This window comes from Runella sp., from assembly GCF_965279615.1.
Lineage (GTDB): Bacteria > Bacteroidota > Bacteroidia > Cytophagales > Spirosomataceae > Runella.
Genome location: NZ_OZ257252.1, coordinates 3,751,923 through 3,775,858, shown reverse-complemented (window position 1 = coordinate 3,775,858; position 23,936 = coordinate 3,751,923). Strand labels below are relative to the sequence as shown.

At 46.0% G+C, this 23,936-nt stretch carries 18 protein-coding genes and 1 pseudogene; 9 read left to right on the top strand and 10 right to left on the bottom strand.

The annotated features are described in order from the left end of the window. Window positions 1-24 precede the first annotated feature (24 nt). On the top strand, window positions 25-519 hold the full coding sequence (locus tag ACQY73_RS15940; RefSeq protein WP_428667824.1) for a GAF domain-containing protein: 495 nt from the start codon (window positions 25-27) through the stop codon (window positions 517-519). Between the two features lie 660 nt (window positions 520-1,179). Here ACQY73_RS15940 and ACQY73_RS15935 read toward each other — a convergent pair. Further along, entirely contained in the window at window positions 1,180-2,166 is a 987-nt protein-coding gene (locus ACQY73_RS15935) for a glycosyltransferase family 9 protein (protein WP_428667822.1), read from the bottom strand. A 78-nt stretch (window positions 2,167-2,244) separates the two neighbouring features. On the opposite strand from ACQY73_RS15935, the gene ACQY73_RS15930 reads away from it, so the two are divergent. Continuing rightward, window positions 2,245-2,568 carry a hypothetical protein gene (locus tag ACQY73_RS15930; RefSeq protein ID WP_428667820.1) on the top strand — a complete coding sequence of 108 codons (324 nt, stop codon included), beginning with the start codon at window positions 2,245-2,247 and terminating at the stop codon, window positions 2,566-2,568. Window positions 2,569-2,601: 33 nt separating this feature from the next. Here ACQY73_RS15930 and ACQY73_RS15925 read toward each other — a convergent pair whose 3' ends face one another. The 4 genes from ACQY73_RS15925 to ACQY73_RS15910 form a co-directional block, all read right to left on the bottom strand. Continuing rightward, a complete protein-coding gene (locus tag ACQY73_RS15925; protein ID WP_428667818.1) occupies window positions 2,602-3,168 on the bottom strand; it encodes a precorrin-2 dehydrogenase/sirohydrochlorin ferrochelatase family protein in 567 nt (188 codons plus the stop codon). 30 nt (window positions 3,169-3,198) lie between these two features. After that, entirely contained in the window at window positions 3,199-3,639 is a 441-nt protein-coding gene (locus ACQY73_RS15920) for a DUF2147 domain-containing protein (RefSeq protein ID WP_428667816.1), read from the bottom strand. A gap of 135 nt (window positions 3,640-3,774) precedes the next feature. After that, window positions 3,775-3,945, bottom strand: coding sequence for a hypothetical protein (locus tag ACQY73_RS15915; protein ID WP_428667814.1), 171 nt, complete (start codon window positions 3,943-3,945; stop codon window positions 3,775-3,777). Between the two features lie 100 nt (window positions 3,946-4,045). Then, a complete protein-coding gene (locus tag ACQY73_RS15910; RefSeq protein ID WP_428667812.1) occupies window positions 4,046-5,521 on the bottom strand; it encodes a xylulokinase in 1,476 nt (491 codons plus the stop codon). 217 nt (window positions 5,522-5,738) lie between these two features. On the opposite strand from ACQY73_RS15910, the gene ACQY73_RS15905 reads away from it, so the two are divergent. From ACQY73_RS15905 to ACQY73_RS15890, 4 genes are all read left to right on the top strand, one after another. Then, a complete protein-coding gene (locus tag ACQY73_RS15905) occupies window positions 5,739-6,593 on the top strand; it encodes an alpha/beta hydrolase (RefSeq protein WP_428667810.1) in 855 nt (284 codons plus the stop codon). Window positions 6,594-6,861: 268 nt separating this feature from the next. Then, window positions 6,862-13,221 (top strand): RHS repeat domain-containing protein, encoded by a 6,360-nt coding sequence (locus tag ACQY73_RS15900; protein ID WP_428667808.1) that lies wholly within the window; start codon window positions 6,862-6,864, stop codon window positions 13,219-13,221. Between the two features lie 6 nt (window positions 13,222-13,227). Continuing rightward, a complete protein-coding gene (locus tag ACQY73_RS15895) occupies window positions 13,228-13,653 on the top strand; it encodes a hypothetical protein (RefSeq protein WP_428667806.1) in 426 nt (141 codons plus the stop codon). Between the two features lie 263 nt (window positions 13,654-13,916). Further along, complete coding sequence (locus tag ACQY73_RS15890) at window positions 13,917-14,264, top strand: RHS repeat domain-containing protein (protein ID WP_428667804.1); 348 nt, start codon at window positions 13,917-13,919, stop codon at window positions 14,262-14,264. 38 nt (window positions 14,265-14,302) lie between these two features. Here the strand turns inward: ACQY73_RS15890 and ACQY73_RS15885 are convergent, their stop codons facing one another. From ACQY73_RS15885 to ACQY73_RS15875, 3 genes are all read right to left on the bottom strand, one after another. Further along, the gene (locus ACQY73_RS15885) at window positions 14,303-15,244 is read right to left on the bottom strand and encodes a hypothetical protein (protein WP_428667802.1); all 942 of its coding nucleotides are present in this window, start codon (window positions 15,242-15,244) and stop codon (window positions 14,303-14,305) included. Window positions 15,245-15,319: 75 nt separating this feature from the next. Next, window positions 15,320-16,537: an NADP-dependent isocitrate dehydrogenase gene (locus tag ACQY73_RS15880; RefSeq protein ID WP_428667800.1), complete on the bottom strand. Its 1,218-nt coding sequence runs from the start codon at window positions 16,535-16,537 to the stop codon at window positions 15,320-15,322. A 62-nt stretch (window positions 16,538-16,599) separates the two neighbouring features. Continuing rightward, complete coding sequence (locus ACQY73_RS15875) at window positions 16,600-17,982, bottom strand: hypothetical protein (protein WP_428667798.1); 1,383 nt, start codon at window positions 17,980-17,982, stop codon at window positions 16,600-16,602. A gap of 130 nt (window positions 17,983-18,112) precedes the next feature. On the opposite strand from ACQY73_RS15875, the gene ACQY73_RS15870 reads away from it, so the two are divergent. From ACQY73_RS15870 to ACQY73_RS15860, 3 genes and pseudogenes are all read left to right on the top strand, one after another. Continuing rightward, on the top strand, window positions 18,113-18,322 hold the full coding sequence (locus tag ACQY73_RS15870) for a hypothetical protein (protein WP_428667796.1): 210 nt from the start codon (window positions 18,113-18,115) through the stop codon (window positions 18,320-18,322). Between the two features lie 89 nt (window positions 18,323-18,411). Beyond that, window positions 18,412-18,729 (top strand): annotated as a pseudogene (locus ACQY73_RS15865) (GxxExxY protein); the annotation flags it as partial. A gap of 28 nt (window positions 18,730-18,757) precedes the next feature. Continuing rightward, window positions 18,758-19,537, top strand: coding sequence for a TIGR00266 family protein (locus ACQY73_RS15860; RefSeq protein ID WP_428667794.1), 780 nt, complete (start codon window positions 18,758-18,760; stop codon window positions 19,535-19,537). Between the two features lie 134 nt (window positions 19,538-19,671). On the opposite strand, the gene ACQY73_RS15855 is transcribed toward ACQY73_RS15860, so the two are convergent. Together ACQY73_RS15855 and ACQY73_RS15850 are read right to left on the bottom strand one after the other, a co-directional pair. After that, on the bottom strand, window positions 19,672-21,156 hold the full coding sequence (locus ACQY73_RS15855) for a DUF1501 domain-containing protein (protein ID WP_428667792.1): 1,485 nt from the start codon (window positions 21,154-21,156) through the stop codon (window positions 19,672-19,674). 1 nt (window position 21,157) lies between these two features. Continuing rightward, window positions 21,158-23,917, bottom strand: coding sequence for a DUF1553 domain-containing protein (locus tag ACQY73_RS15850; RefSeq protein ID WP_428667790.1), 2,760 nt, complete (start codon window positions 23,915-23,917; stop codon window positions 21,158-21,160). Between the last annotated feature and the right edge of the window lie 19 nt (window positions 23,918-23,936).

The window sequence follows — 23,936 nt, the reverse complement described above, 5'->3', positions numbered from 1 at the left end:
TCTTATTCGTAAAAAAATACACTTATGGCTGAAACACTCTATCTTCCGGAAACGACCGACCGTGCGGCATTGTACGAAAGTCTTGTCCCGCAGATTGCCGCTCTTATTGAAGGAGAAACAGACTTGATTGCCAATTTGGCCAACATTTCAGCCGCATTGCGCGAGGGTTTTGGCTTTTTTTGGATAGGGTTTTACCTCAAAAAAGACCAACAATTGGTTCTCGGACCTTTTCAGGGACCCATTGCCTGCACACGTATAAAATTTGATAAAGGGGTTTGCGGAGCGTGTTACACCCGAAAAGAAACCATCATTGTGCCGGATGTAGAACAGTTTCCGGGACATATTGCCTGTAGTTCGGCGTCAAAATCAGAGATCGTACTTCCTGTTTTTTCTCCGGATGGAAGCGTTGCCATGGTATTGGATGTGGATAGCGACCAATTGGATGACTTCAGCGCCGTTGATGCGCAGGGCTTGGGAGAAGTGGTGAAATTGGTGGAGAAACTATTAAGTTATAACTGAAAAATGATAAACCGAAAAACCGCGAAATGATAAACTGAAAAACCGTAAAACTGAAAAAGGTTTGAGGAGTAATTTGTAAATTAAAAAATAACTAAATCTTTGTGTAACAGTATTTTATACTTTTCCCTTTTTCAGTTTATCATTTCGCGGTTTTACATTTTTCGGTTACATTACTTTCCCCTTTTCAGCTTTACGGTTTTTCAGTTTATCATTTCGCGGTTTTACATTTTTCGGTTACATTACTTTCCCCTTTTCAGCTTTACGGTTTTTCAGTTTATCATTTCGCGGTTTTACATTTTTCGGTTACATTACTTTCCCCTTTTCAGCTTTACGGTTTTTCAGTTTATCATTTCGCGGTTTTACATTTTTCGGTTACATTACTTTCCCCTTTTCAGCTTTATGGTTTTTCAGTTTATCATTTCGCGGTTTTACATTTTTCGGTTACATTACTTTCCCCTTTTCAGCTTTATGGTTTTTCAGTTTATCATTTCGCGGTTTTACATTTTTCGGTTACATTACTTTCCCCTTTTCAGCTTTATGGTTTTTCAGTTTATCATTTCGCGGTTTTACATTTTTCGGTTACATTACTTTCCCCTTTTCAGCTTTATGGTTTTTCAGTTTATCATTTCGCGGTTTTACATTTTTCGGTTAGCATCATCTTCATTGCCACCGCTGCCGTTTCAGTTCTTTGATCTCAAACGCAAACGATAGTTCATTCATGCACTTGAAATGCCCCTTTGGGCAGCGTTTATAACCGATTTTAGAGCAAGGCCGACAGGTGAGCTGACGGTTCTCGATCATGACAAACTGCGTTTGATAGGGGTACATTCCAAACTCCGGAACGGTATTACCCCAAATGGAATAAATCTTCTTTTTAAAAGCCGCTGCCACATGCATGAGACCCGTATCGTGGCTGAACACCAGCTTGGATTGTTGAACCAGCGAAGCTGATTGATTGAAATTGCACTTGCCGCAGGCATTGTAAATGAAACTTTTGCCAATGGCTTTCTCGATCATATCGCCGTTGGCAGCATCTTCTTTGCCGCCCAATAAGACAATTGGAAAGTTGATCTTTTCGCATAATTCGATCATGCGATTGAGTGGAAGTTTTTTAGTTTCATGCTGCCCGCCGATTGCATATGCCACATAGCCTTTTTGGTGGCTTTCCGGGAGCCAATCCGATTCAATAATGTCGCGATAAGGAATAAAATAATCCAAGCCACGGTCATCGTTTACGACGCCCAATGTCTGGACAGTATTCATATAGCGATCTACAATATGAACGTTGGGTAAGGCGTTAATTTTCCAGTTGACATAAAGCCATTTTTCCCAATTCAGCTTATTAAAGCTAAACGATTCCACACCCAATGCCGCTTTGAGTTGCAGGGTGCGCAGGTTGCGGTGAAGATCAATGATAATGTCGAATTTCTCATCCCGCAGGGTTTTGACCATGCTCCAAATTCCTCCTTCCAGCAAGTGCAAACGGTCGATGTAAGGATTATCAGCAAGTAGGTATTTATAAGAAGTTTTGGTTAGGTAATGAATTTCCACATCGGGGCGTTGAGTTTTAAGACAACGAACCACAGGAGTAGTCAGAATAATGTCGCCAATGGAAGAAAAACGAATCACCAAAACTTTCAGGGGCATAGAACGTATAAGGGTTGTGAGAATTTGACTTTTAGCACAAAACTAACTAATTTTACTGAAAATCAGCCTTCTATTGATATGAACGATAAACTATTTGATCTTAAAAATGATCGCCGTTTGAGCGTTTATCTATACCGAATGGGATTCGGTATGTGGTTGCTTTATATTTTAATGGGAGCTCCTTTTCTGCATCAATATGTTATGTATCGCACACATTGTGCTATTATGTGTGCCATTTTGATGGTGTTTGGCTTATCGGCTTCGATGTATTACGATTACTTCCATCATCACCGGGAATTTGAACAGAGAAAGAAATGGCTCATCATTAGTTATGTGGTTTTAGCCGGGCTTATCTATTTTCTGATCTTGCGGGATAAGCCTTTTAATTTCAACCTGTTTTAACGATACCGCAGTTCAATGCTGCAAATTTTACCCTTACTTCATTACTTTCGTAATTTCATTCAGTTTATCCATTTTTTCCTGGAAATCACCTTTCAGCTTATTTCGGATCTGCTGTAAATTATCCAATGTTTCCTGCAAGGAGTCGGGCAGGATCTCTTCCAACACTTCACGAAAACGTTTGGCAAAGGTGGGCGATTTGCCATTGGTGGAAATAGCGATCTTCAAGTCTCCTTTTTTAACGACTGAGCTTAAATAAAAATCGCAGAGGTTAGGCGTATCAGCTACATTCACAAGTACGCGTTTGGCCTTACAATCCAGTTGTACCTGTTGATTTACGGCTTTGTCGTTGGTGCCCGCGATCACCAGGTCCTTGTCTTCTAAAAAATCAGGTTTGTAAAAATCAACTATTAACTCGACATTAGGATGTTGCCGGGCCAGTGCGTATACCTCCGTACTTATTTCGGGAGCAACGAGCGTTACGTGGGTTTGGGGGGCATTAGCCAATACAGCCGTAAGTTTTTCCAAACCTACATAACCACCGCCAACAATCAGCACTTTGAGTTGCTCAAGTTTTAAGAAAATGGGAAAAAGCGTGTTCATTCCGTTTTAATTTATGAGCAAGATTGTGAATTATTTCACTCTTACCCAACTGTCTGTGCGGCCGATGAGGGCTACGCCGATAAAACCGCGCACGTCAAGCTGATTGGCATTAACGAGTTTTATCTTGCAGCTGTATTCTTTACCGTTTTCGGGGTCATAAATTTTTCCGTCTTCCCAAATTTTATCGCCGTCGTATTTAAAATCGCGGAGATTGATCATACCAATAAGAGGGCGTGATTGTTTTTGAGCGTCGGGGTTTTTGACGTCCATCTTTGGTTTACCCGTAGTGGGGTCGTTGGGTTCTTTAAGCCATACAATTTTGCCGAAATATTTATCGCCCTGTTTGTAAATCTGAACATGCCCTTTTTTGGAACCCGTGAGCCACGTACCCAAGCAAGCGTCAGGGTTATTCTGGGCCAATACCTGCAAAGAGAACAAAATCATGAATAAGAAAAGCTGTACTTTTTTCATTTGAAATCCTGTTTTAGATTTGATTACAAACGCAAATTGGCAGCAGTTTCTTATACTGCCAAGGAAAGGTTATTTATCGGACGAACACAAAAAAAGCCGACCATGGTCGGCTTGTATCGTTGACTCAAAGGTGAGTTAAATTTCTTTGTGTAACTCGTTGTAATATCCCGCAAAAATAAGCCCTTGAATGAGGGTGCCGAGAAGGGCAACGAATAGATCGCCGAATACGAATAACAAAACGATTATAACCAAAAAGAAGGCCAGTAGCCAACCCCAGTGAACTTCCTGCTCTTGATGCGCTTCCATATGAAACGTTGTTTTTTGAGTGATTGCCTAAAAATAACGCTGCAAGTTAGGGATAAATCCCACTTTGTCAAAGCTCTGAACTTTGACAAAGTGGCAATTTTTATATTTTTTTCAATGCTTTTTCCCAAATGGCATACGTGTTGGCGTATTTTTCCTGTAAATCGGCCAACGGCTCAACCGTTGCGATCTGTGTCAAACCGTTAAAGGCTGATTTTAAATCATAGATACCCGTGCCGATGCCCGCCGCTCGGGCCGCTCCCTGCGCACCGTCGGTGTCGTACAACTCAATGGTTGCGCCGGTAGTATTGGCAAACGCTTCACGGAAAAGCGGACTCAGAAACAGGTTGGCATGACCTGCCCGTACGGTGTGTGTTTGCACGCCCATTTCTTTCATCACTTTTAAACCGTATTGAAGGGCAAAAACAATTCCTTCCTGCGCCGCTCTGAATACGTGAGCTGATGTATGCGTATTAAAATTAATTCCTTCCAACTGACCGCCCAACAAACGATTTTCGAGAACACGTTCAGCACCGTTGCCAAAGGGTAAAAAGGTGAGCCCTTCTGCCCCGATGGGTGTTTGAGCGGCCTGTTGGTTCATTTCGTCGTAACTGATACCACCCGCAAAACGACGTACCCAACTGTTCAAAATACCCGTTCCATTGACACATAATAAGACACCGTTTCGTTGTTCTTCGGGTGTACTGTTGACGTGCGCAAAGGTATTCACGCGCGAAAGTGGGTCGGAAGTAGCCTGAGCGTTGATACCGTATACCACGCCCGACGTACCGGCCGTAGTAGCTACTTCGCCGGGATTGAGAACGTTTAGCGAAAACGCATTATTAGGTTGATCGCCGGCGCGATAGGCAATTGGAATACCTGCTTTAAGGCCCAATTCCGCCGCTGCCGAGGCCGAAAGTTGACTTTGCGGTGAAAATGTATCAACAACTTGCGGAATCAACGACGCATCAAATCCGTACAGATCAAGCAACTTCTGTGAGATTTTTTGTTCGGCAAAATCCCAGAAAATTCCTTCTGAAAGCCCTGATACGGTTGTTTGCGGAGTACCTGACATACGCATTGCCAGATAATCTCCCGGCAACATGAAGTACCGGATTTGCTCAAAAATCTGCGGTTCTTTGTCTTTTACCCATTTGAGTTTGGAGGCCGTAAAGTTGCCCGGTGAATTGAGTAAATGTTGCAGGCTATATTCCGAGCCTAAATCGTCCATCGCATTATTTCCGATTTCAACGGCACGACTGTCGCACCAGATAATGGAAGGACGGAGAGGGCGTAAATCTTTGTCAACCACCACCAAACCATGCATTTGGTACGAAATGCCGATGCCTGCCACCAACGCAGGGTCGAAGGAATATTTGGCTTTTAATTTATGCGTTGCATTGACAGCCTCTTGCCACCAACTGTCGGGATGCTGCTCAGCCCAACCCGCTTCAAGGGCGATCATTCCCATTTCCTGATCGGGCGATGTTCCCGTGGCAAGGGCTTTGCCCGTTTCTATGTCCAACAAAGCAACTTTTACGGACGAGCTGCCTACGTCGTAGCCTAAAAGGTATTTCACAGGTAAATAAGTTATGGTAAGTAATTATGCAAAAAAGTTGAAAACGGTCAATTTTACTTGAAATCAGGACAAAGGTAAGCAGTATGTGCTTTTATTCACGCAAAGAAGCCAAGGGGCAAAGAAATAAAACCAAGGCCGCTGAATAAAATTCTCACTCGGCCTTCCTCACTTCTCATTTCTTTATTGCTATTTTCGTAGAAAAAATGGGTTAAAACCAATGCTTGAGTTTTTTACCACCGAACGCTTGATTTGGATCGGGGTGATTTATGTCACCCTTTGTATCGTTGCGTATCTGATACAAGGTAGATTTATCTTTAAGCCCGAAAAACTTCCTCAGGATTTTGAATATAAATATGAAGATCTGTTTGAGGAACTCTTTTTTGATCCTGAACCCAATGTACGCATCAATGCCCTGCGTTTTTATCAGGAAGAAGCCTCTCGCGGGTTGTTGATTTATTTTCACGGTAATACGCGCAGCATCAAAGGATGGTCCAAGTACGCCAAAGATTTTACCACGCATGGCTACGATGTACTGATGATCGATTACCGTGGTTTTGGCAAAAGTGTTGGGAAACAAACAGAAGATGGCATCAAGAACGACGCTCAATATATCTACAACCGAATGCGCTCTAAATACGGTTACGTCGAAGAAAAGATTATCATTTACGGTCGTTCATTAGGCTCAGGATTTGCAACAAAATTGGCTTCGGTCAATCATCCAAAGATGCTGATTTTAGATGCGCCTTACTATAGTTTTACGCGCCTTACCACTCGGTTTTTGCCTTTTTTACCTGTTTCCTACATCCTCAAATTTTCGATTCGTACTGATGTTTGGATCAAATATGTCAAGTGCCCCATCTACATTATTCATGGTACAAAAGATGTTTTGATCCCTTTTCGGTCGAGCGTTCGTCTCGCCAATTTAGTGCCGCAATCGTCGCGCCTGATTCCCATCTATGGCGGTGGGCACAACAACCTGCCCGATTTTCCTGAATATCACAGCCACTTAGCCGATATTCTCAACGACCGCTTTGATTTGATCTTTGATAAGTATGAGAAGAAATTGGAGTGATTTTTAAATATACCTATCTGAGATTAAATCAAATTCTGCATGAGGGCCGGAAATAGCCGGGCAATCAGAAACCATGTCACAACGTGTATATTCTTCAAATTCTTTTTTTTAGATTTGAGAAATACAGGTCTGAAATGTCAATAAATACACGCGTTAATGCGCTGTAGTTACTGCCTTGTTTTGTCTGTAACGCTTCTCAGGGCACCAACTTAGAAAGCAATGGCAGTTACCCCTGCATTTTTTTTGCTCTATTTACTCTTGTAATCCTATGAATGAAATATACCAATTGTTGTTGTTTTTTATTCCATTCAGTACCTCGGCTCGGGCTCCCGGTTTGGTTTCAGACACCCTGAAAAAACCACCCAAGGACACGGCTTTTCCGGCGGTTGTAAATGCTCCCAATCAATTTTTGAGCGGATTGTCGGTTCCTTCTCCGAACGCTGCCGGTTTGGGAAAATTTGCCGATATGCCCGTCAATTTCAACAATGGTCTGCCTCAGATTTCCATTCCCATTGCGACCGTCAGCGAAGCACATTTGCAGTTGTTCCTTTCACTGCAATACCATGCCGCAGGGGTGAAGGTAGGAGAGGTGGCAAGTTGGGTCGGACTCAATTGGGTGCTCAATGCAGGGGGAATCATCAGCCGGCAGGTGCGCGGCGGTCCCGATGAAAGTTGGAGTGGCGGCAATAAAGGAGCCGTGCCGTTTACGGCCTATTACAGTGACCGAACGGGTTATTATCACTATGGAGGGTATCCTGCATTGCCCTATATTACCGGCAGCACCTCAACGTCGGACGCCCTGCGGGCTTCGGATCAATTTGTGGCCGCTGCCTTGGGTATCAACGATACCGAACCCGATTGGTTTACCTATAACGTTGGCGGTCTGACGGGGAAATTTTTCTTTGATGCGCAGCACAAAGCCCACTTCATTCCCCAACAGGACATGGCGGTAGAAGTACAATTTAATGCCAATACCTATCAGTTTGACGGTTTTATCCTGACCACTTCCGACGGAACCCGCTACCATTTTGGCCAAAACAACGCGTATGAAGTCTCCAAAACTGACGTGGGCGTTTCTATCTTGGGCAATACGGCGGCGTTTCGGTCGAGTTGGTATTTGACCCAAATCGAAAGTGCCGACCGCCAAAAACACATTCGGTTGGAATACGCGCCTGAAACAACCGTTTTTCGCCATCTCAACGGTGAAAGGCGAATTTTCTGCGTCACCGACAACGCTTACAACGGCCCGGCGTCCAATGAACGTATCAGCACGACACAGGTAGAAGGGCAGCGTCTTACCCGCGTGTACAGCAGCGGGCAGGAAGTTGTTTTTGGTGCCAATACCAACCGCGAAGACGTAGAGGGAAGCAAACGACTCGACCAAATTGAGGTACGTGCCATTGGCGATGCCGCTTCCTGTATTCGTTTTTTCCTTACCTATGATCATTACCAAAGCCCCGGCAGTACGGGCGGCGATCTACAGGCTCCGACGGATGCCGGCACTACTGATCTCAAACGCTTACGGTTGCTTTCAGTGCAGGAAAAAAGCTGTGACAATAGCCTCAGCAAACCTGCTTACAGTTTTCAATACGAATCGACGGCCTTACCGCGCCGCCTTTCTTACCAACGCGACCATTGGGGGTATTACAACGGGCAGGACCAAAACAACAGCCTTATCCCTCAGGATCAAGCGGCTCCTGCCTTAACTACGTGCAATCGTACCCCCAATTGGGTGTATATGAAAGCGGGACATTTGCAGCAGATCACGTATCCCACCGGCGGCTACACGATTTTTACGTTTGAGCCGCATTTTGAGTTGAATGGATTGAGTTATAAAGGCGGACTGCGCATCCGACAGATCGCTGATCATGCCACGGCCGGGGTGCCGGAAGTACGAACATTCAGTTACGGTAATCCGTTTCAGCCTTACCCCACTGCCGGTTATCGCCGCAGTATCAATGCGAGTGCGTGGGGCACTTATGTGCAAAGCGGCCTGTCGTTGAGCGGTGCGCTGCAAACGTTCAATCCTACCTGTGTGCAAACGTCGCAACTCATCGGCAGTGACTTGTATGCCGATATTGCGGCCGTCAACGGGTCATCCGTTGCGTACAGTAAAGTGAGCGTAGCCCGTGCCGGCGGCGGGCGCAGCGACTATTACTACCTTGCCGCGCAGTATTCGAGCCTGTTTGGCAGTATCAGCGCGGGTGTTTATCCCATTCCCGCTACTTCGAGCCTGTATTATGCGGTCAACGGTAAACTCGAACGGGAGGAACATTACAACGAAAACAACCAACTCCAACGCAAGACCGAATACACGTACCGCAGTTTGCAAAGCCCTTCGGTGCTGACAACGGCGCCCGCCATTCAGTTTGTGCAGGACAATTGTCCCGCCTGTGTTACGCAAAGCCCTAACAATTCGGTGGCTTTTACGCCGTATAACCTGTACGAATACCGCCTGTTGTTGCTGGAGAAAAAGGAATACCAATACAACTTCGACGGTACGCAGGAATTGAGCCTGCCCACCCGCTACCGGTATACCGCCAATCACACCCAACCCATTCGCACGGCTACCGTCGACAGCAAAGGCGACAGTTTGATCACCACAAGCCGATTTGTGTTGGACTATGACCTCAGCGGGAGCCTCTCGGGCACGGCAGCGGTACTCAAAACCATGAAAGACCGCAACCAAAATGCCGAAATTGAGCGCCTGACGTACCTCAAAAAAGCAGGAGAAACCGACGCGACCATGTTGGCAACGGGCGGCACCCTGACCCACTACGGTTCCTTTTTGGTCGGCAGTAACTTTCTGGCGGCGTTGCCCTCGGCCGTTTGGACCCTGAAAGTACCGCAGCGCGTGAGTGTAGCTCCGTCGTATGTAGCGGGAGATGTGGTGTTTGATAACCAATACGAACGGCGGGCTGCCTTTACTTACAACGGCCTCGCCGAACTTTCCGAGGAACAATTGGAGCGCGGCCCCGTGACCCACTATGAATATTATGCCAATCACCTGCTGCAAAGCAGCACCCAAGCCTACGGCAGCAATCAGTCGCAGTACACGTCCTATGTACATAATTCACTGTTTGGCCTGACCCAAACCACCCATCCGCGCGGGGTGCAGAGCAGCTACGAATACGACGCCCTCGGGCGGTTTCTGCACCGCAAAGATCATCAGGGAAATATTGTACAGGCGTATCGGTACGGCTATGCTCCCAACGTGGTAAAACAGTACGTGCCGCGCGTTGCATCGGCATCATTGCCAGAGGATTATACCCAACGTGTCGGGCAGTTTGCGTACGTGGACGGGCTGGGTCGACCCCTGCAAACGGTGCTGCACCGCGCCGCCGGCGATGCCTCCGCCGACATCGTGACCAACGCCCAAACCTACGATCTTATCGGCCGACCCAAACGTACCTACCTGCCCTTTGCCTACGCCGGCGACGGCGCGTTGGCGCCCCTGCCCGGCAGTGTGCAGGGCGACGCTTACCCCTATACCGAGCATCAGGATTTTGACGGCTCGCCCTTCGACCGTATCCGTACCACCTACGGCCCCGGACAGGCATGGCGCACCGCCGGCCGACTCACCGATACGCAGTACGGCTTGGGGGGCGCTCAGGCGCGGCGCTACGAGCTGACACCCACGGGAGCGGCCGCCACCGGCGGGTATGCCTTTTATACCCTGACCGAAAACCTGACCATCGACGAACAGGGCCATTACACCGCTGTCTACACCGACAAACAGGGTCGCGTAGTGCAGCGAAGTACCCAAAAAGACGTGACCGCCGGCGGAGCGCCCACGTTTTATTATACCGCCTACGTTTACGATGAGTTGGGGCGCTTGCGCTACGTGGTGCCGCCCAAAGCCCACGAGGCACAAACGGGTTTTGTGGAAGACAGCGATTATTTCCGCGAAGGCATCTACGCATATCGCTATGACGCCCGGGGGCGCATCACCGAAAAACACCTGCCCGGTGCGGGATGGGCGTACACGGTGTACGATGTGCTCGACCGCCTCGTGCTGACGCAGGACGAAAATGAGCGCACCGACAATCGGTGGCAGTTTACGCAATACGACATTCACGGGCGCGTATTCAGAACGGGAGTATTGACCAACACCGCCGACCGCTCAACCCTGCAAGCGCAGTTTGACAACATCCCCACGCCGTATGAGACCGCCGGCACATCTTCTTTTCCTTTTGCGATCATGGCCGGCGATCTCCAAACCGAAAACTACTACGATACCTACGACGCGTGGCAACCTGCCGATCACGCCTATACCGCGCAGAGCGGCTACGGCGGCGACTTCGGCAATGCCACGGGGCTGCTGACGGGCAAAAAGGTGCGGTATTTGGAGAACAACAGCTTTCTGACAAGTACCTTTTACTACGACGATAAGGCACGGGTAGTACAGAGCCACCAACAAAACCACCTTGGTACCGGACCGTCGTACGGTACTGACCGCGTAGACAATGCTTACCTGCACGCGGGTGAAATTCAACAAACGCAAACCACCCACCGCCGTTCGGGTGCACCCGACCAAGTGACGCGCCACCGCTACGAATACGACCACGCCAGCCGCAGGACCACGTATTTTCATAGCCTCAACGGCGTAGAAAAAGAGATTGCCAACTACCGCTATAATGAGCGCGGCCAATTGATTCAAAAGAAGATTGGGCCGGGCGGCAGTTATCAAACCGGCAGCTCGGGCCTCAGTGCCATTGCGCGCCCCGCCAACCCGGCACCCGCTACTACCGATGAAGCCACGCGGCAACTAGAACTCACCAACGGCACGCTCATCAACGCTGCCCAACTCGGCAGCTACCTGGCGCAGATCGTGCCCGGTGCGGGTACCGGCACCACCGACGCGCTGCAAACCGTTGACTACGACTACCACCTGCGCGGTTGGCTGACGGGCATCAACGCGCCCAACGGCGTAGCCTCGCTCAATGCCGCCCAAAACGACCTGTTTGCCCTCTCGCTGCACTACGAAGCCGATGGTACGTATTTTGACGGAAACCTAAGAAAACAATTGTGGCTGACGGGCTCACTAACCTCCAATGGGGGAATTACCGCGCGGCATTTTACGTATTCTTATAACCACGCTAACCGTCTAAGCAAAGCTACTTACGGCGGCGGAAAAGAGGAGTTCAGTCTGGATAAAGCCGAATACGATGCCAACGGCAACCTGACCCAATTGTGGCAAAACGGTTGGCTGGGCGGCAGCGGCTTTGGCCGTATGGATCAGTTGAGTTTTGTATACAGTGCCGGCAACAAACTCTCCTACGTGAGCGATGCCATTAGTGGCAACCAAGACGTGGGCGATTTCAGAGACCGAAATACGGGTACGGATGATTATGACTATTGGCCTAACGGAGACCTGAAAAAAGACGGCAACAAAGACATTACCCAGATTGAGTACAATTTTTTGCGCTTACCGAAAGAGTTGACGCTAACGGCTTCCCGTTGGGTAAAGTATCACTATGGTGCCGATGGTCAAAAACTACGCAAGCAAAATTCTACGGGTGAAATATGGGACTATGCCGGCGAATTTATTTACAAAAACGGCTCGCTTTATCAAATCGCCCACGAAGAGGGGCGGATTGCCAATGGCAAGTATGAGTACAATTACACTGACCATCTGGGGAATTTGAGGTTAAGCTTTCGTGATAGCCTTACGGTGGGTGCTCCACCTGTAATTACACAGCAGAATCATTATTCGCCTTTTGGGTTGAGTCTGCAAGGGGTTGATTTCCAGAGCGTAACTTCTGATTTGTATAAGTACAGTCAAAATGAGCAGCAAAACGATTTTGGCCTAAATCTCTATGATTTTGGGGCAAGGTTCTCCGACCCAACTATTGGTAATCGTTTTTGGCAAATTGACCCGTTGGCCGAAATCGCAAGGCGATTTTCTCCCTATCTTTACGCCAATGCCAATCCCATGCGGTTTGTGGATCCGGATGGCATGAGCAGTCAGCAAATTCAGGATTTTGAGGGTAACATGTTCTCCATCAATGAGGGGGATATGGTAAGTATTTACAAAGCCCCCGAGGAGAAAGGGGAAGATGGAGATGAAAAAGAAAAACAGGGGTACTATCCCAGCGGAGTCATGCGGCCAGCGGCCCAACAAAATGCAACAATAAAGCCTACTGAGCCCCAAAAATTTGGTTCAAATTTTACACCCGAAGAAAAAGCTGGACATGAGGGAGTATATATTGGTGCCGAGATTATTGTTGGTGAGACACTACTCGGTTTCTTAAAAGTTGGAAAATGGATTAAATCGTTAGTGAGTTTGTCAGATGAGGTAGTAGTAGCTGCAAAGGGGATACCTGCTCTTAGAGCAGCCTACGAAGCCGAAGTTAAAGGATTGGCATCAATTGCAGAAAACATGAGAGTCACAGGAAGTTCATCCGAACAAATTGCGAAGGCCTTACATGGTTTAAGAAGAGAGCTAGGAGTAAAATATAAATCACTTACTCCAGATAATTTGTTGCAGCAAATTTATGAAAGGAACCTCCAAAAGTATGGAGATAAGCTTGGTCCTTCAATAAACTATTTAAGGCAACAAGGTAAATCTTGGGATGATATAATAAATAGTGCTACTAGACCTGGAGGTAAAGATTTGAAATTTTAAACTATTATGATACTTTTACGAAATTTTGATTACGCGACAAAATTTTTTGATTACAAATCAAAAAACGAAATAAATGACACTTCAAACCCGAAAATAAATGGTTGGTATAAATTCATTTCTGGTATCTTGTCTGCCTTATTAGTAATAGAAAATAATCTTTATTTTTTATATAGAGATGAAATGTTTTTAATTACGGATCTTCATAGAGTATTGCTTAAAGAAACAAGTAAAATTGAAAATAAATTTTATCTTATGAATGGAAATGAAGTGCTTGTTAAATTCCTGTATTCTCTACCAGAATCAAAATTAAATGTGCCGCCATTTGAATATATAGATGAAACAGATTTTAAATGGGGGGACTTCATAGAGAAAATAATAAATGACAGAGAAAGAAAAAGGAGTTTTATTATGAATTTAATGGAGGGCTCCTAAGGAGGTAGAGTTATTTACTTTATCTAAATAGTTACCGCTCATATTAATATCACACGGCCTCTGGCCAAAAACTGCGCAAGCAAAATTCCACCGGTGAAACATGGGACTATACCGGCGAGTTTATCTACAAAAACGGTTCGCTCTACCAAATCGCCCACGAAGAAGGACGCATTATCAATAATAAATATGAGTATAATTACATCGACCATTTAGGCCACCTGCGGCTCATTTTTCGTGACAGCCTTACCGCAGGTGCTCCACCTGTGATCACGCAGGAGAATCACTATTCGCCTTTTGGTCTTAGTTTGCAAGGGGTTGATTTTCAACCTGCCACGCCAGATTATTTCAAATTTAGCCAAAATGAACAACAGAGTGATTTTGGTCTTAATCTCTATGATTTTGGGGCAAGAAAGAGTGATCCAACCATCGGTAACCGTTTTTGGCAAATGGACCCGTTGGCTGAAATCGCACGGCGTTTTTCTCCCTATATTTACGCCAATGCGAACCCTTTGCGGTTTGTTGACCCTGATGGGTTGAGTATTCAGCAAATTCAGGATTTTGAGGGCAATAGGGATATGATGAGCATTTATAAAGCTCCAAAGGGAAAATAATTAGGAATACACCCGACACTGTCAAAAGCCAATGCGTTCTACCTCCGCGCTGAAGCCGCAGTAGCCTGCGCCAGTTCTACGCGGCGGTTTCGGTAGCTTTGGGTGGCTACATCGCGCAATACGTTGAGAGAGTCAGCAGTATCGTAGGAGGCCAGACCACCATATATTACACCGTCGATGGATTTTAGCGCACCTGCCAATTGCTGATTAGACAAATTATCCGTAATCTCTTTGGTCGTGTAGGTGGCATACGGTTTGCGTTCCAGACGTTGGAGGTACATTTTCCAGAGAATAACGGCTTTTTCGGCATTGTCAATGCCTTTTTTGCCGTTTACGTCCCGAGTGAGACGAGAGAAGTTTCGCTGAAATTCCCGATTGCGTCGAAACATCAAAAATAACTCCCATTGTCGGGTAAGTGTTTCTCCAAAAAGTAAATAAACCCCCGTTCCTATCAACAAAATAAGCAGAGAAACAAGAAGCATGAAGGGGAAGTTGGTCTGACTTTGAAGGGGGATGATTTGTGTATCCGCTTTTAGGCCCAGTGTGTCTAAGGCACCATCTTTGATGAGCTCCTTTAAATGAATAGAATCTCTGTCGGAATAAACGGCAGTACAGTCGCGGCCGGCCAATGTCCAAACAGGGACTTCCAGCGTTTGGGTCTTATCCAGTTCAAACGAAACCAATGTATACACAGCACTGTCTAAACTGCCTAATTCATTGGTCTTGGTAGGAAAATAATCAGATTTAGTGACTTGAAAAGGGCGAAAATCCGCGCTCGTATCCGGGAAGAAAACTTCGATCTTAGGTGAATGGCGAAAGCTCAGTGCGTATTGAAATGGTTTCCCGATCCGAATGCTATCGGTCAAAAAACTGCCTTGTGGCCGTTGTTGGGCCTTCAACGAGTTGAAAGAAGCAGAAAGCAGAAAGCAGAAAGTGCAGAGCAGAAATACGCGAATGCTTTTTACCATCGTTGACTCCATAAAAGCGAACCTGTTCTTTAAAAAAAGGAAAGGTAAGACATTTGTCTCACCCTTCCCTTATTACTCTACGTATGATTACTTCGCCAATTTTGCTTTCAAATTAGCATCAATGGCATCCAAAAACTCTTCAGTATAAAGATAATGCTCACCGTGATTTACGTTGTTTCCGTGGATACAAACGGCCAGATCTTTAGTCATCTTACCACTTTCTACGGTTTCCACGCACACTTCTTCCAACGCAAGGCTGAAGTCGATAAGTGGTTGGTTGCCATCCAATTTACCACGGAAAGCCAAACCGCGTGTCCAGGCGAAGATGGAAGCGATAGGGTTGGTAGAAGTTGGTTTTCCTTTTTGGTGTTCGCGGTAGTGGCGCGTCACTGTACCGTGAGCCGCTTCGGCTTCCATTGTTTGCCCATCGGGAGTCAACAAAACGGAAGTCATCAAGCCCAATGAACCAAATCCTTGTGCTACGGTATCCGACTGTACGTCGCCGTCGTAGTTTTTACATGCCCATACAAAGTTACCATTCCATTTCAAGGCAGAAGCCACCATGTCGTCGATGAGACGGTGCTCATAATGAACGCCCAACGCTTTGAATTCGGCTTCGTAAATTTCCTGAAATATATCTTTGAAACGACCGTCGTATTTTTTCAGGATGGTGTTTTTGGTAGAAAGATACAAAGGCCATCCTTTTTGCAGAGCCACTTGGAAGCATGATTTGGCAAAACCGCGAATAGATTCGTCAGTGTTGTACATCGCCAGCGCTACGCCGTCACTTTTGAAGTCATATACAACATGCTCAATAACGGTACCGTCTTCACCTTCAAATTTGATGGTTAATTTTCCTTTTCCTTTGGTTACGAAATCGGTTGCGCGGTATTGATCACCAAATGCGTGACGACCTACGATGATGGGAGAGTCCCAGTTGGTTACCAAACGAGGTACATTTTGGCAAACAATCGGCTCGCGGAAAACCGTACCGTCCAAAATGTTACGAATGGTGCCGTTAGGCGATTTCCACATTTGTTTCAAATTGAACTCTTTTACGCGATCTTCATCGGGGGTAATGGTAGCGCATTTGATACCTACGCCATATTGTCTGATGGCATTAGCCGCATCGACCGTTACCTGATCGTTGGTTTCATCGCGGTATTCAACGCCAAGATCATAGTATTTAATATCAACGTCTAAGTAAGGAAGGATAAGTTTATCTTTAATAAAACGCCAGATAATGCGGGTCATTTCATCGCCGTCCAGTTCAACGACGGGGTTTGCGACTTTGATTTTTTCCATGTGAGCAACTAAAATTGGGATAGTGATGACTAAATTGAGGATGCAAATATAACCAACTATGTTTAGGAAGCCTTACGTATTCGCGACCAATTTGCGGCAATAAGCAACAAAGCAGGAGCGGCATTATATACCATAAACTGCACCAATACCGACAAACTGAGCAACAATGTGGCGCTGAACAATAACGCTAAATAGAAAAAAGCGGCCGCCACAGGTGGATTTATTTCTGCATTTTTCTTAAAAGTAACATCCAACCACCGATATACTATTCCAAATAAAATATATCCAACGGCCACTAAGAAATAGCCTCCATTATAGTATAATTCGCCTGCTACGGGAATGACCTTGTCCTGCGATACCAAAGAATCATGATACGCCAAATTATAAACATACGGCCCGCTTTGCTCACGAAATGCTTTTCCAATGATAGGAACAGGTTCTAAAAAAGAGGCCAAAAGCGTAGGAGAAGAGGGAGGAATTGAAAGCAATGGCGTGATTTGATAAGGACTTCCAATGTAGAGTTGATGTGCCTGAATGATGTATTCCCTGCGGTCCAGAAAGTCTTCTAAAAGTATTCCCAGTACTTCGGTGTCTAACGAGGGTTGTACACGCACATAGCCATAGAAAAATAAAAATATGATTGAGATAGAGAACAGTAAAGCCCACCAAAATACATAACGCGTTTTCCAACCCATGCACATAATGCTTAGAAGCATGAGAAGTGGGTAAGCCATGTTCGAGCGATTGCTGCTCAGCGTACCTGCCAAACAAAGTAAAAGCCAGACAATATGCGTTAGCTTATAAATCCTGACTTTCTTTTTTTGCCATTCATACCATGCAAATAGTACACTGAAAGGCAAAAATCGTTGTCCTATATTTGCCAGAAGGCCGGCAGTACTTGCATTTTGCTCAACGATTTCGAGCGTGACATACGTAAAAATAGCCCCCGACCAATAATTACTGAGCGAACCATACAACAGAAAAATTGAGAAAAAAGCAATAATGAAATATACACCGGCCCATATTTTTAGAGAATGAAGGGGAGCGATAGTGTGGAGACCTTGTTTTTTCGGAAAGAAATTCCAACCCACTACAAAAGCCACAAATGAAATAATTGTTGTGATAATTTCGGTCGAAATTTCCTGATTAAAATAAGCTTCGACCGGAATCATGTTTCCCAACCACAGAATTTCCAAAGGGATGATAATGAGTTTGTTGAACCATACAAACAGCATGACATTTTTGGGCGTTATTACGACTGAATCGGGTTTGAAAGTTGGAAGGGTACCCACGATACTTCCCCAAGCTAATGGCAACAACAGTAGCAGTAGATCGTTTTGAGGATTAAAAACGGAATCAAACTGTAAGAGTATTATAAAGGTTATTGCCCAAAAAAAGAGGATAGATAGCTGCCCCCACCATGCTTTATTGAATACCAATGTCAAGTTTATACTAATTTTTCAGTGAACCTTTCGCCCTGTTTTTTGACCAAAAAAAATCTAAAAGTCACCGTTTAGTCAGATAGGGTTGCGAATGGTGCAGCAGGTACTTATTTTCGTAAAAAAATCGACGGATATGACGAAGAAAAAAATAACCCCTCCCGAAAGCGCCGAAAAGCCACGCGTACACAAAGATTTGGATGGCTTTGATATTCGAATCAATTCATTCGGCGAAATCACGTCCACGATTGATATTGATAAGATCAATCAGTTTTTGAATAAACATGTGGACGACAAAAAACTCCGTTCGCGCGATGATTTAAATGAAAACCCCGAAGAACCCTGATTAGACTTGATTATTTAAAGATTATTAAAATGGAAAATGCTGAATTGACGCATAAGATAATTGGTTGTGCGTTTTGAGTTCATAATTCTCTCGGAAACGGTTTTCAAGAATTGATATATCACAGAGCATTAGCTGTAGAATTTCGACATCAATGCATTCAATTTGAATCTGAAAAAGAAATGAAAATTTCGTATAGAGGAGAGGTTATTGGAGTTCGTAGAGTTGATTTTTGGATAGAAAATCAAATTATGCTGGAGATTAAGGCCGTCAGCCAATTAGAGAATGTACACTTAGCTCAAGCCATGAATTATCTGGAGGCCTATCAGATTTATATAGGCCTGTTAATAAATTTTGGTGGAAAGAGTGTGGAGTGGAAACGCGTTTATAATAACAAACTCATTAAGTAAATTTTAAAAAATCAAGTTTAATCAAGGTATGAACTCACACGAAATTGATTACAAGATTATTGGCGAGGATATTCAGATCGTCGAAATCGAATTAGACCCCAACGAAACCGTTATCGCTGAAGCAGGCTCCATGCTGTTTATGGAAGACGGTATTCAGTTTGAAACCAAAATGGGCGATGGGTCCAGCGCCACCCAAAGTCTCATGGGAAAAATCTTTCAGGCAGGTTCGCGCTTACTCACAGGCGAGTCGCTGTTCATGACACATTTTACCAATCGTGGCTACGGCAAGCGTAAAGTAGCTTTTGCGGCGCCTTATCCCGGCACCGTAATGCCGATCAACTTAGCGAATATCTACGGAAACTCGTTGATCGTACAAAAAGACGGATTTCTTTGCGCAGCAATGGGAACAAAACTGAGTATCCATTTTAACCAACGTCTCGGCAGCGGTTTGTTCGGCGGAGAAGGCTTTATCTTGCAAAAACTTCAAGGCGACGGACTGGCGTTTGTGCATGCAGGCGGGGTAGTGATTGAGCGCCAGCTAAACAACGAAACCCTGCGCGTAGATACGGGATGCGTCGTGGCTTTTGAGCCATCGGTCAATTTTAGTGTGCAACGTTCAGGAAGCCTTAAATCAATGATCTTTGGTGGAGAGGGCATTTTCTTGGCAACGCTTCAGGGAACAGGCCGTTGTTGGATTCAATCCATGCCGATCTCTAAACTGGTCGACCGACTTTCTGCCTATGGTCCACAATCCCGCAAAGAAAGTGGTTCTGTTTTAGGCGGCTTGGGCAATTTGTTTGAAGATTAGAAGAAACGTTTTTTCGTGATGTGAGGTCCGGTTCTCAAACCGGACTCAAAGGGTTTCTCAAAACCCTGATCACGAATGTATAGAAAGATATAGTTACCACTAAGGGCGGCCCGTTAAAGCCGTCCTTAGTGGTATTAAGCAATTACTTCTTTTATCACCTTTCCACTTACATCGGTCAGTCGGAAATGGCGTCCTTGAAATTCGTAGGTAAGTTGCTCATGGTCAAAGCCTAATTGGTGCAAGATCGTGGCCTGCAAGTCATGAATGTGCGTACGGCCGCTGATGCCGTGATAGCCAAATTCATCACTTTCTCCGTGCGAATATCCTTGGCGAATGCCTCCTCCTGCCATCCAACACGTAAATGCATCCGTATGATGATCGCGCCCTTTAAAAGGCATTACTTTACCGTTGCGGTTTTCGCGCATGGGCGTGCGGCCAAATTCTGTTCCCCATACTACCAATGTTTCATCCAATAAACCGCGTTGTTTTAGATCCATCAGAAGGGCCGTCATAGAACGGTCTATGCCTTCTGTTTTTCGACGGAGCCCTACTTCCAGCGAAGTCCCTTCGCCATCTCCGTGCGTATCCCAACCCCAATCATAAAGCTGCACAAAACGCACGCCTTTTTCGACCAGTTTTCGGGCCAGTAAACAATTGTTGGCAAAGCTTGCTTCGCCGGGCTTGGTGCCGTAAAGCTCGTGAATGTAGGCCGGCTCTTTGCTGATGTCCATCACCTCAGGCACAGAGATCTGCATATTAAAAGCCATCTCATATTGTGCAATACGCGCCAACGTTTCGGGGTCTTTGAATTCTTCGTATTGTTGGCGATTTACCTCGGTCAATGCATCCACCGCTTTGCGGCGAAGGTCGCGGTCAAGACCGCTCGGGTCGCTTAAAAACAGCACAGGATCACCTTCTGAGCGGCATTGAACACCTTGATATACAGAGGGTAAAAAGCCGCTTCCCCAGATACTTTTGCCTGCATCCGGAGTTTTTCCTCCGGATGTCAATACCACAAAACCCGGTAAATTGGAATTTTCCGAACCCAATCCGTACGTACTCCAGGCACCCATGCTCGGCCGTCCCAAACGGGCGCTGCCGGTATGCATCAGCAGTTGAGCCGGCGCGTGGTTGAATTGGTCGGTGTACATGGCTTTCAGGAAGGAAACTTCATCTACGACCGAAGGAAAATAATTGAAATAATCGGAAACCCACGCGCCCGATTGGCCGTGTTGTTTGAAATTTCCTACCGAACCCAACATATCCGGGACACCCCGAATAAAAGCAAAACGCTTTCCTTCCAGAAACGACGGAGGACAGGGTTTGCCGTCTAATTTTGCCAATTCGGGTTTATAATCCCACAATTCCAACTGCGAAGGCGACCCGCAAAAGTGCATGAAGATCACCGACTTAGCCTTAGGAGCAAAGTGTGGGTTGCGCACCGCCAACGGATTTAAGTCAAGCGGGGCAGAAGATACTTTTTTAGAATCAGTAGTACAATTCCCCAGAATACTTCCCAACGCCATCATGCCAATGCCCGAAGTACATTGTTTCAAAAAATGGCGGCGGGTTTCAAACTGCGCCTGCGCCAATCGAAGTTCGTCGTTTAGCTTCATCATATCATTGCTTCGAAATAAACTCGTCCATGTTCAACATTGTATTGGCCACAAAAGCCAACGCGGCATCATGGGCCGTAGCCGGTTGTTTACTAACCCAGCACACCGCTTTTTCGTTGTCTTTTTCAAAACGGTGAAGTGCGTCGGTATAGAGGCGGATCAAGACTTTTTGTTTGGTGGGTGGCAGGGTGTGGCCTGTCATGAGCCAATAACCGCGTTGGAGTTTGGATGCGACCGTTTTGCCACCTTCTGTTTCCATGCGTTCCGCAAATTTTATCGACATTTCCACAAAAGCCGAATCATTCAATGTGACCAGTGCCTGCAAAGGAGTATTGGTTCGGATGCGCCGCGCCAAGCACACTTCACGGCTCGAACCGTCGAAAGTCAGCATGCTTGGATAAGGACTTGAACGTCGGATGAATGTATAAATGGCGCGTCGATAGGCGTCTTCACCTTCACTTCTTTTCCAACTTACACCACTATACACGATCTGCCAAACGCCCTGTGGCTGATACGGCATCACGGGTTTTCCGTACATTTTTGTGCTTAATAATCCACTGACGCCAAGCGCCTGATCACGTATTTGTTCTCCCGTAAGTCGCACTCTCGGCCCGCGCGACAACCAACGATTGGTTGGGTCTTGAGCAATTTGCGCGTCGGTAGCGCGGGAATTCTGCCGATACGTGGCCGACAGCACCATGTCTTTCAATAATGGTTTTATTTGCCAATTATAATCGTACATGAATTTGTACGACAAATAATCCAACAGTTCAAGGTGAGTGGGAGTAAAGCCCTGTGAACCAAAATCTTCGAGTGTTTCGACCAAGCCGGTTCCGAACAGTTGTTCCCAAAAACGATTCACGGCCACGCGAGCTGTCAACGGATTTTGTGTAGAGGTCATCCATTGGGCCAACCCTAAACGGTTACGTGGCGCATTTTTTGGAAATGCATGCAATGATTTAGGAACATCGGGAGAGACAGCGGCGGCAGGACTTAAAAAACTGCCTCGCTCAAAAACGCGGGTAGTGCGGGCGTATTCGGCGGGATTTTCCTGTAAAATGGGCACCGTTTCGGCTGAAGTGACCAACAGTTTTTGAAAGTTTTTGTATTGCTCTTCGTAACCTGCTTTGCCTTGGCCCGGAAAATTTTCGTCCCAAAACGCAACCCAGATCAATGCAGCGATGTCCGTTTTTTGGTCTTTGATTTTGGAATTTGTGAATAAAAAATGCAGGTCTTTTCGCGTCGAGAATGTTGGAAGGTCTATGTAGGCAATTTTGAAATCCCAACCTTGGGCAGTATCAAGTTTTACGGTGGCTAAAAGCGGCCCGTTCAAACTGTCCGTTTTAATTTGAGCAATAGTTCCCAATTGCCCCGAATGGTAGTAGAGCAGCATTTTTCTTTTACCAACCAAAGGTGCCTGTTTCAACCGAAGCGAGCCGTTGTTTTGCAAAAGCGCCGCTGCTGTGGGTTCCAATGTTCCGTTTTTGTATTGGTCAAAAAGGTGAAAGTAAATCCGTGGCTCCAACGTACGGACATAATGCGTGTATTGTTCCGCTTTTTGAGGCGTTGTGTTTTTCTTCAACCATACGGTCAGCTCATCCAGTTTCTTTTGGTCTTTTTCGTTAAAGAAGCGTAGGAAAGAAGCCTCATCGCTTACGTCCTGATCGCTCGTATTGTTGAGAAAAGCCATGAATTTGTAGTATTCTTCATGGCGAAAAGGGTCGTAAGGGTGGCTGTGGCATTGCACACAGGCAAAGGTAGTGCCCTGCAAAGCTTCCCAAGTGGTACTCACTCGGTCGAGGACTTCGGAGGTGCGAAATTCTTCATTGTCGGTTCCTCCTTCGTCATTGTTCATGGTATTGCGGTGAAAACCCGTGGCAATGAGTTCATTCTCCGTTCTGTTTGGCAATAGGTCGCCGGCGAGTTGTTCCGTCAGAAATTGGTCATAGGGTTTATTATCGTTAAACGCCTTTATGACCCAATCACGGTACCGCCAAATATTACGTACATCGTCTTTTTCATAGCCTCTGGAATCGGCATAGCGGGCCAGATCAAGCCACATACTCGCCCAACGTTCTCCAAAAGCAGGAGAAGCCAACAACGAATCTACGGCCGTTTCGTAGGCTTTGGGGCTTTTATCATTTAAGAAATGCTCGTATTGCGCCGCTGTTGGTGCCAAACCCGTAAGGTCTAACGTAACGCGCCGCAGCAATGTAGCACGGTCGGCTTCGGGAGCAGGAATGAGCGCGTTGCTGTTTTGCGCCTGTTGTTTTTCAAGAACAAAACGATCAATGTCGGAATTTCCCCAAGAAGTATTGTGAAAGAGTTTATCCCACCAACCGGGTTGCGGAACGCTTTGTTTTTCTACGGCAGTATAAGCCCAGTGGGTACCCCATTCCGCTCCTTGGTCAACCCAATCGCGTAAAATATTGATTTCCTCATCCGTGAGCGGGTCGCCTTTTCTGGGCATGCGTTTTTCAGGATCAGGATCATTGAGCAGTTGAATGAAGGTTGATTCGTCAGCATCGCCGGGAACAATGGCCGGTTTGCCTGATTTGGTCTTGCCGAGGGCTTCTTCGCGAAAAAGCAGGCTGAAGCCTCCCGCTTTTTTCACGCCTCCGTGGCAAGCCATGCACTTTTTATTGAGAATCGGTTTTACCTCCGTGTTGAAATCAACGCGATTGTCGGGGAGGATATTCCATCCCGCCCCGATAAACACAAGCGCTGATACACTGAGTAATACCTTGTTTTTAGGCCATTTCATGCGTTATGTATAATTACAA

What these genes read in the sequence shown, in the direction of transcription:
- ACQY73_RS15940 (WP_428667824.1), top strand. Translation starts at nt 25, where the DNA reads ATGGCTGAAACACTCTATCTTCCGGAAACGACCGACCGTGCGGCATTG.
- ACQY73_RS15935 (WP_428667822.1), bottom strand. Translation starts at nt 2,166, where the DNA reads ATGCCCCTGAAAGTTTTGGTGATTCGTTTTTCTTCCATTGGCGACATT.
- ACQY73_RS15930 (WP_428667820.1), top strand. Translation starts at nt 2,245, where the DNA reads ATGAACGATAAACTATTTGATCTTAAAAATGATCGCCGTTTGAGCGTT.
- ACQY73_RS15925 (WP_428667818.1), bottom strand. Translation starts at nt 3,168, where the DNA reads ATGAACACGCTTTTTCCCATTTTCTTAAAACTTGAGCAACTCAAAGTG.
- ACQY73_RS15920 (WP_428667816.1), bottom strand. Translation starts at nt 3,639, where the DNA reads ATGAAAAAAGTACAGCTTTTCTTATTCATGATTTTGTTCTCTTTGCAG.
- ACQY73_RS15915 (WP_428667814.1), bottom strand. Translation starts at nt 3,945, where the DNA reads ATGGAAGCGCATCAAGAGCAGGAAGTTCACTGGGGTTGGCTACTGGCC.
- ACQY73_RS15905 (WP_428667810.1), top strand. Translation starts at nt 5,739, where the DNA reads ATGCTTGAGTTTTTTACCACCGAACGCTTGATTTGGATCGGGGTGATT.
- ACQY73_RS15900 (WP_428667808.1), top strand. Translation starts at nt 6,862, where the DNA reads ATGAATGAAATATACCAATTGTTGTTGTTTTTTATTCCATTCAGTACC.
- ACQY73_RS15895 (WP_428667806.1), top strand. Translation starts at nt 13,228, where the DNA reads ATGATACTTTTACGAAATTTTGATTACGCGACAAAATTTTTTGATTAC.
- ACQY73_RS15885 (WP_428667802.1), bottom strand. Translation starts at nt 15,244, where the DNA reads ATGGAGTCAACGATGGTAAAAAGCATTCGCGTATTTCTGCTCTGCACT.
- ACQY73_RS15880 (WP_428667800.1), bottom strand. Translation starts at nt 16,537, where the DNA reads ATGGAAAAAATCAAAGTCGCAAACCCCGTCGTTGAACTGGACGGCGAT.
- ACQY73_RS15870 (WP_428667796.1), top strand. Translation starts at nt 18,113, where the DNA reads ATGACGAAGAAAAAAATAACCCCTCCCGAAAGCGCCGAAAAGCCACGC.
- ACQY73_RS15860 (WP_428667794.1), top strand. Translation starts at nt 18,758, where the DNA reads ATGAACTCACACGAAATTGATTACAAGATTATTGGCGAGGATATTCAG.
- ACQY73_RS15855 (WP_428667792.1), bottom strand. Translation starts at nt 21,156, where the DNA reads ATGATGAAGCTAAACGACGAACTTCGATTGGCGCAGGCGCAGTTTGAA.
- ACQY73_RS15850 (WP_428667790.1), bottom strand. Translation starts at nt 23,917, where the DNA reads ATGAAATGGCCTAAAAACAAGGTATTACTCAGTGTATCAGCGCTTGTG.